Source organism: Streptococcus handemini, from assembly GCF_040984445.1.
GTDB lineage: Bacteria > Bacillota > Bacilli > Lactobacillales > Streptococcaceae > Streptococcus > Streptococcus handemini.
Window position 1 is genome coordinate 21,807 of record NZ_JBFRYH010000013.1, and the last position, 15,611, is coordinate 37,417.

General features: G+C 40.4%; 17 protein-coding genes, 1 pseudogene and 1 other annotated feature. Of the genes and pseudogenes, 1 reads left to right on the top strand and 17 read right to left on the bottom strand.

Annotation, left to right across the window (positions count from 1 at the left end):
- Positions 1–152: 152 nt before the first annotated feature.
- Positions 153–746, bottom strand: a complete 594-nt coding sequence (locus tag ABPH35_RS03300) for a PBECR4 domain-containing protein (RefSeq protein ID WP_349988816.1) — start codon at positions 744–746, stop codon at positions 153–155.
- A 564-nt stretch (positions 747–1,310) separates the two neighbouring features.
- On the opposite strand from ABPH35_RS03300, the gene ABPH35_RS03305 reads away from it, so the two are divergent.
- Entirely contained in the window at positions 1,311–2,405 is a 1,095-nt protein-coding gene (locus tag ABPH35_RS03305; protein ID WP_349989319.1) for an Abi family protein, read from the top strand.
- A gap of 216 nt (positions 2,406–2,621) precedes the next feature.
- Here ABPH35_RS03305 and ABPH35_RS10980 read toward each other — a convergent pair.
- From ABPH35_RS10980 to rplJ, 16 genes and pseudogenes are all read right to left on the bottom strand, one after another.
- Positions 2,622–3,056, bottom strand: a pseudogene (locus ABPH35_RS10980) (CHAP domain-containing protein); the annotation flags it as partial.
- 559 nt (positions 3,057–3,615) lie between these two features.
- On the bottom strand, positions 3,616–5,952 hold the full coding sequence (locus tag ABPH35_RS03315) for a VirB4-like conjugal transfer ATPase, CD1110 family (protein WP_349989321.1): 2,337 nt from the start codon (positions 5,950–5,952) through the stop codon (positions 3,616–3,618).
- Entirely contained in the window at positions 5,909–6,262 is a 354-nt protein-coding gene (locus ABPH35_RS03320) for a PrgI family protein (protein ID WP_349989322.1), read from the bottom strand. The genes ABPH35_RS03315 and ABPH35_RS03320 overlap by 44 nt, the downstream gene beginning before the upstream one ends.
- A 241-nt stretch (positions 6,263–6,503) precedes the next feature.
- A complete protein-coding gene (locus tag ABPH35_RS03325; protein WP_349989323.1) occupies positions 6,504–7,358 on the bottom strand; it encodes a type IV secretion system protein in 855 nt (284 codons plus the stop codon).
- Positions 7,359–7,374: 16 nt separating this feature from the next.
- A complete protein-coding gene (locus ABPH35_RS03330; protein WP_349989324.1) occupies positions 7,375–7,617 on the bottom strand; it encodes a hypothetical protein in 243 nt (80 codons plus the stop codon).
- A 17-nt stretch (positions 7,618–7,634) separates the two neighbouring features.
- On the bottom strand, positions 7,635–9,452 hold the full coding sequence (locus tag ABPH35_RS03335) for a VirD4-like conjugal transfer protein, CD1115 family (protein ID WP_349989325.1): 1,818 nt from the start codon (positions 9,450–9,452) through the stop codon (positions 7,635–7,637).
- Entirely contained in the window at positions 9,452–9,940 is a 489-nt protein-coding gene (locus ABPH35_RS03340) for a hypothetical protein (protein WP_349989326.1), read from the bottom strand. The genes ABPH35_RS03335 and ABPH35_RS03340 overlap by 1 nt, the downstream gene beginning before the upstream one ends.
- A gap of 84 nt (positions 9,941–10,024) precedes the next feature.
- Positions 10,025–10,606: a CPBP family intramembrane glutamic endopeptidase gene (locus ABPH35_RS03345; RefSeq protein ID WP_349989327.1), complete on the bottom strand. Its 582-nt coding sequence runs from the start codon at positions 10,604–10,606 to the stop codon at positions 10,025–10,027.
- A gap of 2 nt (positions 10,607–10,608) precedes the next feature.
- Positions 10,609–10,842: a transcriptional regulator gene (locus ABPH35_RS03350; RefSeq protein WP_349989328.1), complete on the bottom strand. Its 234-nt coding sequence runs from the start codon at positions 10,840–10,842 to the stop codon at positions 10,609–10,611.
- Positions 10,843–10,851: 9 nt separating this feature from the next.
- On the bottom strand, positions 10,852–11,235 hold the full coding sequence (locus tag ABPH35_RS03355; RefSeq protein ID WP_368849596.1) for a hypothetical protein: 384 nt from the start codon (positions 11,233–11,235) through the stop codon (positions 10,852–10,854).
- Positions 11,236–11,244: 9 nt separating this feature from the next.
- Entirely contained in the window at positions 11,245–11,673 is a 429-nt protein-coding gene (locus ABPH35_RS03360) for a hypothetical protein (RefSeq protein ID WP_349989330.1), read from the bottom strand.
- On the bottom strand, positions 11,657–13,009 hold the full coding sequence (gene dcm, locus ABPH35_RS03365; protein ID WP_349989334.1) for a DNA (cytosine-5-)-methyltransferase: 1,353 nt from the start codon (positions 13,007–13,009) through the stop codon (positions 11,657–11,659). Before dcm ends, ABPH35_RS03360 begins: the two co-directional genes overlap by 17 nt.
- 99 nt (positions 13,010–13,108) lie before the next feature.
- On the bottom strand, positions 13,109–13,903 hold the full coding sequence (locus ABPH35_RS03370; protein WP_349989331.1) for a replication initiator protein A: 795 nt from the start codon (positions 13,901–13,903) through the stop codon (positions 13,109–13,111).
- Positions 13,884–14,051 (bottom strand): hypothetical protein, encoded by a 168-nt coding sequence (locus ABPH35_RS03375; protein WP_349989332.1) that lies wholly within the window; start codon positions 14,049–14,051, stop codon positions 13,884–13,886. The genes ABPH35_RS03370 and ABPH35_RS03375 overlap by 20 nt, the downstream gene beginning before the upstream one ends.
- A gap of 247 nt (positions 14,052–14,298) precedes the next feature.
- Positions 14,299–14,667, bottom strand: coding sequence for a 50S ribosomal protein L7/L12 (rplL, locus tag ABPH35_RS03380; protein ID WP_349989333.1), 369 nt, complete (start codon positions 14,665–14,667; stop codon positions 14,299–14,301).
- 73 nt (positions 14,668–14,740) lie between these two features.
- Positions 14,741–15,241 (bottom strand): 50S ribosomal protein L10, encoded by a 501-nt coding sequence (gene rplJ / locus ABPH35_RS03385; RefSeq protein WP_067090582.1) that lies wholly within the window; start codon positions 15,239–15,241, stop codon positions 14,741–14,743.
- 37 nt (positions 15,242–15,278) lie between these two features.
- Positions 15,279–15,407, bottom strand: a sequence feature (ribosomal protein L10 leader region).
- Positions 15,408–15,611: the final 204 nt, after the last annotated feature.

Below are 15,611 nucleotides of genomic sequence, written 5' to 3' on the forward strand. Positions count from 1 at the left end.
TTTTGGTATCACAAAAAAGAAGCTACCGCAATCACCGATAACTTCTAAACATAGATTTAAATAAAATAGGAGGACTGACGCATCAGACCCTCCCAGACGTAACAAGTACGCCCCAATTCGATAACAACATGATATTATATATACTAAGAGAACTACATTCTAGTGAAAAGAACCTCTATATTTCCTGACACAATATCTGTTTCATAGATTGAAAGTATTGTAAACTTCGTTTGGTTCACTGTGTAATCTTTTTTAGATTTCTCAAAAATACTCACCCCAATAAATTCATTAGAATTACCATTTCGATATTCATCAATGAAAAATTCTCCTAAGCGAATATCATCAGCGTAAAATTCAACTAAATAACTCCATTTTATTCTACTGCCTTTAATTGGAAAATTCTTGGCCTTCCGAACGACTAATTTGGGTTGTGAAAAACCCCTATACAGATTCGATAAAATTTCCAAACGTGACTGAATTCCCTCAGTTTCATAAAATGATGAAGATTCTAACAAGCCAAACTCAATCTTATTATCTAAAATATCATCAAAAACCATAGATGATTTTTTGTGTTCAAAATGTATATCACTAAGTTTATGAAGTCCAGCTAAGTGAAAGAAATGATCTTTTGAAAATAGTATATCCAAAATAGTTTTCTGACCTTTTCTTCCAAGTTTAATCGTAATTTTCTTGTTTAATAAGGGTTCAAAATTTCTAGCAGCTAATTTTAATAAGTCGCCATTCATAGTAGCCTTTCTACGAAAAAAGGATTCTTACGAATCCTTTAAACGAGTGTTTTCATTGTTGGCTCGAGGTGTCCACACACAACCCTACTAAAGCTAACATCACCAGTCAAACCAACCGACCAATAATGCTTAACGCTTAGTAAATACTCTTGTTATCTACGCATCCAGTATAACCTATTTGAAGTCTCTTTTCAAGTAAAAAGGAAAAAATTTCTAAGAAATTTTGTGGTTTATTTCGTCGTATAAGCAAAACTCATGGTACTATCCACTTTCGCCGCATCTGCCTCTGCTTGATTCAATTGTTGGGCTGTTTCATGAGCAGTTGTCGTATTTCCCAAGTCCATTGGTTGGTCATAGACATTCCTTCTTTCATTTAATTAGGAGAAACATAAAGTCAGACTTGATGACACTCTTTCCCCATCATAAAAAAGAAGGATTGATTTTGGTATCACAGAACTTCAAGCCAATTTTTGTGTAAAACAAACCTAAATAATGAAGAATGACAAAATGACACAGAAAATATGGTATACTTAAAAATAAGATATTATTGATATGGAGTAACACATGGCTATTAAACAAAGTGAAGGGCGTGAATCCTTAAAACAGAAATTACATGATCGAAACTTGCAATTTGAGGATACAGAACTCGATAATGCCCTCATAAAATATAATTACTTTAATTTGTTCAATGGCATGGAAAATCTTTTGCTTTCGAGCAAGAATCCCAAACAGTTCAACAAAGTAACCTTGGAAGATTTTATTACAATTTATAAATTTAATAAAAAATTAGCAGCTACTATTCTGGAGATATTAGATAATATTGAATCAAAATTAAAAAATTCAGTGGCCCACCACTTCACACAAACTTACTGTTTAACAATAAGTGACACCATGAACTATACATTAAAATCAAATTATGTAAATCCAATAAATAGTCAGTTTGCTAACAACTATCCCTTTGTCAACTACCAAAACAAAAGAATCTATTCTGATTTTGATAATTTTATTTTGTTTAAACCTTTTTATCTTACAAAATTAATAAATGAAAATGATCATATTAACTATCAATTTTATACAGATTCGCGTTACACTAGTCAGTTTGGTATAACAACTTTTCGAACAGGTCAAACTCCAAAGTATACTTATCACCCTAACGTTGCAGTGCCTTTCTGGGTCGCAATTGAGACAATGACGTTAGGTGAGGTCATCTGCTTACTACATTACCTAAAACCCAGTGTACTAGAGAAGGTAATGAAAGACTTTAGTATACCGCTTTTTCATCGAAATGAGTTTTTAAATATGTTTGATATTATCAAATCACTTCGAAATTTCTGTGCTCATGGATCATTAGTATATCGCTATCAATCTCCAAAGTATATTAAATTAAATGCAAACTTAGTATCATTATTTAACTTAACACCATCTGAAACAGGAACACCATCTTCTGTTTTATCTCTATTTGATGCTCTACAAATTGTTAATTATTTTGAAAGTACGAAGCCTCTAAAAAAACAAATCAATGCAATTATTTATCGAAACAATAAATGTTTCAAATCGCCAGATTTTGATTTGAATTCTCGTCTACTAACTAGAATGGGGAATCCCAATTTAAAAGACTGGAAAAAATTTATTTTTACAGAATCATCTTATCATTTTTAAATAAATTAGTGCTTTTTCTTGACATCTCACTATAAATATACTAGAATAAATGTAGAAAATAGAATTGCTCTTATGAGCGTTGGAGAATATCAATCTTATATTTTCCTCGAAAAAGACCCCTTGGTAGAAATACCAAGGGGTCTTTTGGTTACGTTATATAAACAATGACTCACACTAACGATTTTGTCACATCTTTTTTTCTTTGTTCAGCCATCTTTATTTCGTCGTATAAGCAAAACTGAGTGTACTATCCACACCTGATATTCTACGGAAGGTGTAGTTGGGGTTGCCATTGACATTGGTTTCTGAAATAAGAAATGAACCGTCTGGATACACTTTCTCCAAAAACGCCACATGCCCGTATGCTGCATCAGAACCATGACTACCTCCCGAAAAGGAGAGTATGGCTCCTGCCTTCGGTATTGCACCTGTCTCTCCACCGAGACTTGCTGCTGTTCTCACCCAATCTTGACCATTCCCCATGGTATTAATAATAGGGATTTTCTCTCCATTTCTGCCCTTGAGTTTTAGTCCTAATTGGTTGATGCGTGCCGCAACTCCCCACGTACATTGGCCATAGGCATAACCCATCCCATCTCCTCCTCCTGGAATGGAATTGTCATAAAGGTCGCCTCGAACAGCTTCTAAAGCAATAAAACCCAACCCTCGTTTGACTTTGGTGGAAACCTTCTTCGCTTTGTAGGCCGTTTTTAGGTGCTTAATCTCATGTTTAGCGGAAGTTAGCTCTTTTTCAGTTTCCAGTCTTTTGAGTGTTTTTTCTCGCTTGAATTGAAATCGTGATGTGGCTGGTACTTCTTGGTTTTGGTGATAGGCAAACTTAGGATTGATAATCTTCTTCTCCTCCAACTTCACTTCTGCCAAGTGTTTTCTCGCTACTGCTAGGCGCTGTCTGGCTTGAGGGAGGCGGTACTTTCTCATTTCCCTAACTTTTAAAAACTGAGGGGAGACATAACGGATAGCTTCCTGAAAGGTCTCTGTGGTCGCTTCTTTTTCCTCTTGAAAGGCTTGGCTGAGAACTTTTTTCTTTTCTCGCCTCTCCTCTTTTTCCGCTCGTCTCATGAGAAAGCGTCTCTTAGGAAGGGTCTTTTGTAAGTCTTTCTTTTCTCTACGGTAATGGATACGGCTTGCTTTGAGACTACTTTGAAAGGTTGTGCGAGCATGTTTTAGTTTGGTTTTATCCTCTTTCATCTTAGCTCCTCATGTTCTCTGGGTCTGTACTCATGATGTCAAAGAGTTTGGTTTGGTGTGGAATTTTATTTCTAAAGGGAACAACCGTTGAGCCTGCCTTAATGAGACCTGCTCCCTTTTCAGGGTTGACCAAGTATTTTTCCAGTTCTTTGGATAAGCCAAGCATGTGAACCAATTCTTCTCGGTCGTTCTTGGCTTGTTTTAGAAGAATCATGAACTCGCTATTAGCGATAATGCGTCTGCCATTGACATCAAGAAGTAGAGTCTCCACATTCTGCGTAATCCCCGTTGGGGTTGCCCCATACTTCCGAACTCGGCTCCAGAGTTTAAAAAAGAAGTCAGAGGCATACTTGTCAAGCAAGAGGAGCTGCATCTCATCAAAATAAATCCAGGTTTTCTTCCCTAATTTCTGGTTCTTAACCACCCGATTCCAAATCTGATCAAAAATCACCATAAGGGCAATTTGTTTCAATTCGTCCCCCAGCTTTTTCACATTGTAAATGAGGAAATTACTATCCGTCTTGATGTTGGTTCTATGCGAGAAGATGTCAAGTGAGCCTTCCACATAAAGCTCCATATCAAGGGCTAAATTTCTCGCTTCTTGTTCAGGTTGTTTGGAGAGGACAAAGACCCACTCGACTAAGGAAGGTTCTTCAAAGTGCTTATAGGTGAGGCGTGTTACTCGGTCAATAATGGACTTTTCTCGACCATCCATTTTACGGTCCAAGAGCTTTCCAATAAAGGATAGGAGAAATTCCGATTTGACCTTGACCGGATCTTCATCCATATTCTCATCTGATAAATCAAGAACATTTAAGAAAGTGGTGGAGTCAGGCGCAATATCAATACTCTCTCCACCAAAGGCTTGACCGATGATACTGTACTCTGCTTCGGGATCTACCACAATAATTTCTGTGTTCTCATTCACTTCTCTCAGCTTGGTCGAAATGATTTCATGCTTGGTGGCCATTCCTTTTCCAGCTCCTGATGTCCCTAGAATTAGGCCTGATGGCGTGTTCAATTTCCCACGATCAATGGTGATGATATTGCTTGAAATCTGATTAATCCCATAGAACTTTCCTCCCTTATCCTGTATATCTACTGAGGTCCAAGGAGAGTTGACCGCAATGTTTGAGGTCAAGAGAGAACGAGAGACGCCTTCTAAATAGTTCTTGCCAAAGGGTAATAGACTGTTAAAGGCAGCTTCTTGCATATAGGTCAGATTGTCAATCACTAGGTCATTTGAGCCTGCCACTTGCTTGATGATGTCAAGCGAATGTTTCATTTGGTCTTCGGTATCCGCAAAAACACCAATCAAAAAGAGGGTGTCAAAGAGCTTATCGCCTGTTTGCATCATGGTTTTCAGTAGTTCATCTGCTTCATCAATATTGGTTTCAAGCACCTGACTGACTTTTTCGAGGTAAACGCCACTTCTTGCCATCTTCTGTTGTTCCCCAATTTTTTGTGACTCCATGAGGGTCTTTTTGGTTCTTAGTTTTTTCATGGCTTCTGACTTGGCGGATCCTTTGGCATGGAGACTCATCATCACTTCCAAATCCGACTGCATCAACTCACGGATAAACTTGTCCCCTAACTCCATCCCATAATCCCTCACATAGACAATTTGAAGGAGTCTATCTTTTATCTCTATATGGTTCTTGTTTTTAAAGGAAAGACTGGTTGGGGCAATAAAGTACTTGGTGGTTTGTCCAGACCAAACTAGGTCTTGATAAGTAAAAGGCAGATGGTTCTCTCCCCGCAACATATCTGCCAAGTGATTCACCCGTTCTTCCCCCGACAAAAGACGAAAGCTAGCTTCGATTTCAGAGAAACCGCTCTTGAAATACTCTCCAATTTGAGATAAGGAACGATAAGCTAGTTTGGGATTTTGGTCTGACTTGCCAAAGGAGATAAGCTTCATCGAAGAGAAGTTATTTTCGCCTGCTTCTAGGTTATTCTCCATAATACGGTTGAGCTCCTCACGGTAGGTGTCAAAGCCATCCTCATGGTAGGGATACAAGACATCTTGTCGAAACTTCTCTAAATTAACCTTCTTGTTAAAAATGGTTAATTGGAAGTTAGTCTTGTCATCAAGTGAGTTGATTAAGTCTGAATATCCTTCAATAATCGCTCCCTTCTCTTCTAAACCAACTGTCTGGTAATTGACATCACCTAAGAGATAGGTTTGGGAGAAATAGTCTGGTGTCACCTGCATGAGGCCATTGGGAAAGAGCCCTTGATAGGCTAGGGTATTGACGGTTGAGGGTAAGACTTCTCTTTTAGTCTTTTTCCCCTTAGAAGAGGTCTTTGGTTTCATGAAGTGTTTTTGTTTTGTCACGGTAAACTCCTTTCTGTCCAGTAAGGGTACGTTCTCTATATGTCATTTCATAATGAACACGGTACTTGAGATAAATTTCAAAGGGAAGGTCATTGGGGCGATAGACCCCAAATAAGAGAAGGGGGATGGTAACGGTAAAAACAAAACCATAGACAAACCAATCCCCAAATTGCCAGTAAATCAGGTTTAAGCCTAAAATAAGAATCGTAATAGCTATAGCAGGCAAGACAAAGATGACCTGTCGTGTGGTAAAACCTAGCCAAGCCCTGTGTTGTACTTTGGTAATGTCCTTAAAGACACGTGTGTTCATAAAATAGTAGCTCCTTCTTTGATAAAAGGACCAAGATGGAAATCTCAGTCCAGTTTGAATGGTTTCATGATGTTGACGCAGTAGACGTCTGAACTCTCTACGCTAGTTCCTAGCTATGACAGTTCTAGTCGTCCTTGCGGAGGTAGGACAACGAAATCGACTGTAAACAGTACTTTGTTTCTTATTCGTTTTCAAGAAACAGCCTTAAATAGTCCACTGGACTATTTAAGCTATCCTACTCTCACATGCCCAAGATACTTCGGGCGGTGCGTTGACTGCCAACTAAGGCAATGATGAGTAAAATGGCCTGTACCAAACCACCAATCATGACAGCTAAGGTTTCCATGATCCCTGCCTCATTTGCGACAGCAAGTTTTCCAGCTGATTCAAAAAGGGGAACAAGGGAGACGATTAAGAAAATCAAAACTCCTTGTAGGGCATAGACCATCATATTTTTCAGGTAGCCGATTCCAATACTTCTCCACTCATCACTGAGAAAGCTAGGGATGGTCACAGGCGCAAACGGAATCATGAGGTAGAGCTGGATAAAGCGAATGGTGATAAGAAGATTGACCACCATGGCACTTGCCACACGAATCAACCAGATTAGAATGGCAAAGAGGCCCACAATCATTTTCCCAACAATTCCTGACCCCTTGAGGCCTGAAATGGTCTCATAGGTTGTTCCCCCATGGGACACTACTCCTGCCACCTGTTCAATCACATGGGAAGCAACAGCTAGTATCGCTTCCACAATCACAGTAGTATTGGTAATCACAATCGCTACCATGATGTAGCTGACAATCATAGGGGCAAGGGCTTCAACCGTCATGGCTCCGCCTGATCCTGCAATTTTCTTAGCCATCTTCGAAAATTCTAGGACAAGAACAACTGCTAAAATAGCCACCCCTAAAGGCTCCATAATCCCTTTTGTAATAGCAGTCATGTAAGACCAAACAGTCGGGTTATAGTCTGCCAGGGATTTGATGAGATTGGCTGTTGATTCTAAATCCACATCGAAGCCTTCAAAGAGGCTATCACTCGAAATTTTCTCAGACGCTAAAAAAACAAAAGCGGAAGATAGTGTGTTTATCATGTCATCCCTCGTCCTCCTAAATTGTAATCTGGGTCACAAAGGCACCTGCGGCACCAACCATAACACCACCCACAATTTCTAAAATGGCATTGCGGACTCCTGGTCCGCCGTCCTTGATATTGGTCGCTAGGTTGATAATGCCCATGACCACTAAAAAAGCACCAACAGCCACCAAGCCCTTCTGTAAAAGAGCCATGGCCTGTGAAAACATGGAGCTGGCATCCACCCCATAGACAAAGCCTGTTAATTTTTGATCCATCTATTTCCTCATTTCTATTAATATAATGTTGTTTCTTTGGTTAAATCCCTGACCTTATGGTCAGAGACATCCAGAAGGTCTTTTTCTCCTAAGGGATCAATCTGATAATTCCACCAACGTTCATCAGTCTCTGTATCAGCCAAGAACTTCCAATTTTTGTGTTTAAAGGGCACATACTTCTTCGCCTTAAAGACAGGAACCCCTGCGATTCGCACCAAACACTCATCTCGTTTCATGGTTCCCACTTCATCTGGGGTCATGAGGTCTCGGGCAATCTTCTGGTGAGATAAAGAACCAGAACCTGTTTGTCCATAGGAACGACTGGTATTTCGCACATCAATGGTTTGTTTGCCTAAGAGGCTACTCATGAATTTGAAGGTCTCTTCGTCATTTCCTCCCAAATAAAGTAAGCTATCACAGTTTCCTAAAATCGTTTTCCAAGCGTCTTTTTCCTTATAGAGCCCTTGAAGTTGGGCGATATTTTGGAGGATAGGGACCAGACTCATGTTTCTCGAGCGCACGGTTGACGTTTGTTCCGCAAAATCTGGAATTTCACCACAGTTCGCAAACTCATCCAAGTAGGCTCGCACATGAATGGGTAACGCCCCTTTAAAGTCTACATCCGCTTGTCTGGTCAAGGTTGAAAAGACTGTTGAGAAAAAAAGGGCTGACAGAAAGCGAAAGGTCGTATCATTATCTGGAATGACGAGATAAACCATGGTCTTCTTGGTTCCCCACGTCTTTAAGTCAAGAGTATCACGCTTGGTGAGGTCAATGACTGACTGAATGTTAAAAATGGCAAACTTAGCGGTTGTCACCGCAATCACGGAATCCAAGGTCTTGTCCTTATAGTTTTGAAAATCTGCCCAATTTCGCATGGTGAAATTCTCTGTTCCATATTTCTTGGCATAGTTTTCAAATAAGACTTCAAGCACACTCTTGTCTTGATTGTTTCCTTTAGAAAGCAGTTTGATCAGTTTTCCAATCTCGGAAAAGGCTGGGTAACGGCCACGTTTCTTCCTAGCATCTCGTTCTTGTTTTGAACTGCCTGGTGGACTATAAAAATCCACCAAGTAAGAAGCAAGCGCCCGCACCAAGGTCATGGAGGCCTCATCCCAAAAGGGATCACTGCGACTGCCATTTCCTTTCGTGTTATTGAAATAAACCGTAAGCATGCGGTTCAAGTCATTTTCTGTCTCGACATAACGAAAAGGATTAAAACCGTCTGAATTAGTCATATTGACCAAATCTAAGATTTTCACCTGATAGCCATTTTCTAAAAAGAGTTTGCCTGTCTTTTCAGCCAAGTGATCCTTGGGGTCCACGACAATGTTAGAACAATTGAGCTGAATCAGATTGGGTTTGACAAAGCGAAAGGTTTTCCCTGCCCCTGACCCACCAATGACAACAAGATTCTTATTGCGGTCAAACTGTGGTTTCTTTTTTTCCAATAACGTTAAGCGGACATCTTGCGCCAAGATGGTATCATTCAATGGATTTTTACTGCAAAAAGATTGTCGCTCTTTACTGGTCCCAAAACGTGCCGACCCATACTCTGCCCCTTCTCGGTAGACCTTTTGACCAGTTGAGACATAGAGATAGACGAAGCCCATTGTCAAGCAGCCAAAGAGGAAGGCTAAAAAAGAGTTTGTCGTAAAGTCCATCTGCCATAAGGGATGAAACACCTCATTTTGACCCTCACCTAACAGATAAGTCAAACGTTCCAAGGGTAGTTGATTGGGGAGACTATCATAAAGCAAGGTCAAGCGATGACAGAAATAACCAAAGGCTATACCTACGACCCCAAAAGCAATCGCTTTTTTACCTGAGTACATCAGAGGCTGACCTCCTTGCTTCTTACAGCACGAGGCTCAGTCAGAAGAATGTGTTCTTTGGCCTTTTCGATTTCCTCATCCAAGGTCTTATCAAATGTCAAACCTTCCAGCTTTTCTGGATGAGAGACTAACTTCTGTAACAATTGATCCAAGTGTTTGTCTAAAAGAGACTTATCCTTGGCATAAAAATGAAGATAGTCTCCTTGCCAGCTAATCGCAATGGGAAGCTGTTCAGACTCCATCATTTCCTTGAATTTTTCCCTGTCAACTGGCTTATCTAAGATGTCTTTTGAGATATTGAGGGATTCAATAGCATAGGGACTTTGGAGGAGTTCTTCTAGTTTTTGAACCCCAATCTTGTAGGCAGAATCCTGGGCTAGGGCGTGTCTTAGCGACCACTCGAGGAGTTTTAAGAGGATTCTGACGGTAAAGAGGGTCGTCCTCTCGGCATACTGAACTGCTTGTCTCTCCTGTTGTTCTGATGACATCACAGACTTCCTTTCTGCTTTTTTATTCCCCTAACAAAACATCAAGGGTAGTCTCATCATACGAAAGCACCCTTGATTTGTGTATCACATCAGAGAAAGACTCAGAACAAGACCATTCCAAGCAACATGAAGAAAGATAGAGGTTAGATTATCTGTTTTTAGGCGAACCATGCCAAGCGTTAACCCCAAGCTCCCATAACTCAGCCAAGTAGCTAGACTAGAAGGATGATGAGCGAAGGCAAAAAGAAGGCTCGTTACAATTATCTGAGCTAGCGGATTAATTAATCGCTCCCACAAGAGTTCTCGGTAACAGTATTCTTCTACAATACTGGCATTCACCAAAAACAACAGAAAGGATACAAATGAAACCTCCCTTTGTACAGTCATCAACGTTTCTTGATTTTGTGACACTTCTATAGCGAACAACCTCACCAAAAGGGATACAAACACCATGAAGACAAGGCTTAAGAGAATCCATACCATTCTCTTTTTCCATGAAATAGGGTAAAATCCTTTCCCATAATGGAGCCAGTCCCAACTCATGACTGCTAGAAAACCCACTTGTAAAAACAATAACAACTCTACCTCCAAATATCCTGCTAAAAACAGACTCACTAAGAGCACATTGATATGAATAGCTCCATATACAATCAATAGTCGTATCATTTCTACCTCCTGAACAAATCTTCGTAATCAATGCCTAAAACCACTACGATTCTCTCAACCCACTTGGTTTGTGGCATGAGACGATGTGACCGATAATGGCGGAAGGTTTGATAAAGGCGATTAAATTCACTGGGATAGACATACTGTCCCTTAAACATGAGCCGCGCCAAACTTGCCCAAGTGAGGTCTTTTTCTGAAACAAGGACTTCTAAATTCTCCCAAAAGCGTTCGTTCATACTCTCTCCTTATGATGTCACTTGTGTCAAGAGACTAGCTTGATAAAACTGACGTTTTACCTCTCTTGGTAGAAAGGTTCGCATCTCTTCTATCGTTAGATCAGGATAGACCTGCCCCTTACAGACAATCAAAGGCAACCGAAGGTTCTGTTCAGGCCCTTGAAGTACTAAATGAACCAGTTCATTCAAACGCATCTTGTTTTGGCGTTTATAACGTAAGAAAGACGGTGATAAGAGGTCAAAACAATCACTGGTTTTCGAAAAGAGATTGACTATCGTCTCTTTAGTGATGTGAGAGGGTTCTATACAGGTATAGGCAACTCCGTAAGTCTCTAAAAAATGGATAATACGCTCGTTTCGTTTGGTATTTCTTCCTAGGTAAATTTCAAGCATAAAAACTCCTCACAAGATCTGTGGCTGGTCCAAGGTTTGTGTAGAAGCAACAAGAATCTTACTCATGTCAATGGGAGTCATGCCTTCACCATAACACTTGACGGTAATCAGAGTTGTAAGTAGCCCATCTTTTCCCTCGGCTGTATAGCCTTGACCATAGGCCCTGAAGGCTAAATGATGGTCTGATGTCAAAAAAGCATCGACCCCATTTTTGATGTCTTGTGTTTCCACAACATCAAAAATCTGGTGTATATTGGATTCAAAAGCTAGAGGCTCCTTTTTCTCCTTGTGAGCTTCATCTTCAAATGTCACAAAGATGTCGCAGTCATAGTTGGGCAATTCTAGAATCGTTAACATAAGATGATCCATTTCGGCATGATGAATCGCTTCATCCAACTCCTGTAAGCCTAAAATACTTTGTTTATGTAGTAATTTCATGTTCTTCTTCCTCTATCTTTCTAAACTCTTCGGCAATGGCTCGAATAACAGGCACTGTGACGCTATTTCCAGCCTGTTTATATAATTGGCTCTTACTGGAGACGCTTTCAGCTTTCTCAAAAGCCCAATCTGGGAATCCTTGGAGCCTGAAACATTCTCTAGGAGTGAGTCGTCTGATTCGCAGGCGATAGAGCTTGTCATCCATGAGAATACCTGTCACCTCATACCACTTGTCATTACGGTATTCCAAAGCAGCAACCACCACTCCCATGTTGCTTGAAGCCGTTAGAGTGTTTGCGATGGATTTTCCAACTCGTCCCCTACGTTTGGTGGACTCTGGGTAAGCAAGGTTGACGGAATCGCCGATTGTGGCCTTAGCGTACCCCAATTTTGTGGCTTCCCTAATTTTCAAATGGGGGAGTTCTTCTCGTAAGAGAATCTTAGGGACCTTGTCTCCTCCCTGCATGGTGGTGAGAGTCGGAGATAGACCCGACACCTCATAAACTCGTCCTGTTTGAACAAAGGTCGTTGGCAAGGTTCCTGCGACAACAACATCATGTTTGTCTTGAGAAGTCAAGGTAAACATAGGGTCTTGATTGCCCTTAAATCTCCGCCCATTCTGGCGCTTTTCTAGTCTGTCTGGGGTTAAAACAGGTATCGCAATCTTAGCACCTTCTCCTTTACCTCTCGTTAGAGTTGGTGATAACCCACTTGATAAATAAACCTCCCCATTCATCCCTTTTCCTGACGGATTGACATTGCCTAGTCGTTTAAGACCAGTTGGGCTACCTTCTCGTCTGAGAGGAAATAGGAATCGGGGACGGTATCTTCTAGCATGTCCGATAATAAAGACCCGCTCCCTGTTTTGGGGAACCCCGAAATCTTTACTGTTAAGGATTTGCCATTCAACATCATACCCCAATTCATCCAACGTGGCGAGGATTGTTCGGAATGTCTCTCCCTTGTCGTGACTGAGTAAGCCCTTGACGTTTTCAAGGAATAGAAAACGTGGTTGGATTTGTTTGGTCGCTCGAGCAATTTCAAAGAAGAGAGTTCCCCTAGTGTCCTCAAATCCCAATCGTCTGCCTGCGAGTGAAAATGCTTGGCAAGGGAAGCCCCCACAGATGATGTCCACTTGCCCTCTAAGTTGTCTAAAGTCTTGGTCTGTGACTTGTCTAATATCATGAAATTCTATCTCTCCTTTCGTTTCATAAATGGCTTTGTAGGATTTTCTTGCGAATTGATCTATCTCACAAAAGCCAACACATTCATGGCCCTCAGCTTCCATTCCCATCCGAAAGCCACCAATCCCCGCAAATAAATCTAAAAATTTCATCATTCCTCCTCTTCAAACAATCCAGCTTTAGTTTCTAACCTGATGATTTCAAAGACCGTATACACCAATGAAATCAACACAATCACCGCTAATATCCAATCAATCATCCCTCGTACTCCTTCTTAGCTCCTTATTGGTTTCAACAAGTATCCCATTAAAGACATAGTCCGCAATCATCTCTGCGCTCCTAGCAAATCGCATATGGACTAGAGCTAGCTCATAGCGCTTCTCAAAGTGAAGCATAGCCCCATCAGCAGCACTTTGTGTGTAGCCTTCTTTTCGCAGTTGAGTATGAACCAAGCCCCAGATATAGTCTTTGTCATACTGAGTCACTTTTTCTACTTTTCGTTTCAAGAATTGGGAATCCCTATCCTCCTCATCCTCTAACATAAAATCACTATCTTTAGTTTCACTCCTATTAGTCTCACTATCTTCAGTCTCACTAGGGGCTGAATTTAAGACTGGCCCCGGCTGTTTTTGAGACTGGCCCTGTGTTTTTTTAACACTACCCCTGGCTGAATTTATGACGGGGGTCTGATCATACTCTAGTTCTCCTAGATAAATCTTATTGGCCAACCGTCCTTTTTCACTAGACGACTGTTGGACTTCCTCAATCAAACCGAAGTCTCTTAACGACTTTTTGATGGTTAACAATTTAGACTTGGAGCAGCCTAACAACTCCATCAAACTACTATTTGAGTAAATCAGATAGATAGCCCCATCTTCATCAATCCAACCTGAGCTAAGAGATAGTTCCAAACGGTCTTTTAAGACAGCATAAGCCACTTTGACTTCTAGCTTCATATCCTTATATCGTTCGCTCTCAAATAAGATTTTTGGCAGTTTATAATAACGCTCTGACGTTTGATAGTGATTAGCGCTGATTCGTTTCATGAGTTTCCTCCTTTTGATGTGCGGTCCATTTAACTAATCCTCTCGTTTCTAATTCTTCTAAGATTGTTTGAGCTTTGTCCCACTTAATATTCATCTTCAGCATGATATACGCAATCACACTATGACGAGCGGTGTTCTCATTTATCATTTCTTCCTCCTCAAAATAAAAAAAGCGAGAACACTTATTAAAATGTTCTCGCTCACATCGAAAATTTATCTAGTTTAATATAGAGTTGACAACTACATCAACTTTTTTATAAATCAAAAATCCTGCCAAACTTTTTTTGGCAGGATTTTTGGCAGGAAACCAAATCAATTTATCAGTTTCTTCAAATCGCTATAGGGTCTAAAAGACTGGTAAATCGGGTTTCCGCTCTCAAATTGCTATGGGCTTCTTATTTAAGAGTAACTGAAGCTCCAGCTTCTTCCAATTTAGCTTTGATTTCTTCAGCTTCTGCAGTTGCAACACCTTCTTTAACCAATGCAGGTGCTCCATCAACAAGTTCTTTCGCTTCTTTAAGACCAAGACCAGTGATTTCACGTACAACTTTGATAACGCCAACTTTTTTGTCACCAGCAGATGTCAATTCAACGTCGAATGAATCTTTAGCAGCTGCAGCATCAGCAGCACCAGCTGCAGCAACAGCTACAGGAGCAGCCGCAGTTACACCAAATTCTTCTTCGATAGCTTTTACAAGATCGTTAAGCTCAAGGATTGAAGCTTCTTTAATTTCAGCAATAATGTTTTCAATGTTCAATGCCATTGTTATTTCCTCCAAATAGTTTTGTTTTTATTAAATAATAGATGGTTGTAGCACTAGGCTACGCGTTGACGCATTAAGCAGCGTCTTCTTTGCTTTCTGCAACAGCTTTGACAGCGTATGCAACGTTGCGAACTGGAGCTTGAAGTACAGACAAGAGCATAGAAAGCATACCTTCTCTGTTTGGCAATGCTGCAAGGGCTTGGATTTCTTCTTTAGAAGAAACTTTACCTTCGATGGCACCACCTTTGATTTCAAGGGCTTCAGCTGTTTTAGCAAAGTCGTTCAAGATTTTTGCTGGTGCAATAACATCTTCATTTGAAAATGCAATCGCAGATGGTCCAACAAAAATTGATGCAAGTTCTTCAAGACCAGCTTTTTCAGCTGCACGACGTAAGATTGAGTTTTTGATAACCTTGTACTCAACTTCGCTTCCACGTAGGTCACGACGAAGAACGGTATCTTGCTCAACTGTCAAACCACGTGCATCCACAACTACGATAGATGCGGCAGCTTTCATCTTCTCAGCAACTTGATCAACTAATTCTGCTTTTTTAGCGATAATAGCTTCACTCATTAGTGTTTTACCTCCGTTATTATTTTGGGTTTGAGCTTGTTCCAATAAAAAAACGCGCCAAACCTAGACACGAAAGTACAAATACGTTTTCTATCCGTTTTGTGCCTCGGTAGGATATTTATGAGTCTGGCTCCCCTACTGTCTTAGGTCAGTTTTTTCAAACCTCATTCATACTATCATACTTTTGAATCATTTGCAAGAGTTTTTGCTCAAAAATAAGAAAAAATGTAGATTAGCACTACATCGAAAGTTCTAAAATGAAGTTAGCCAGTCAAGGGTATTAAAAAACATCTCAGAGAGATATAATTGTAATCACCACAACAACAATTAGAAAGACTCTGAGATGCAACACTATTATACACCAAAAAGA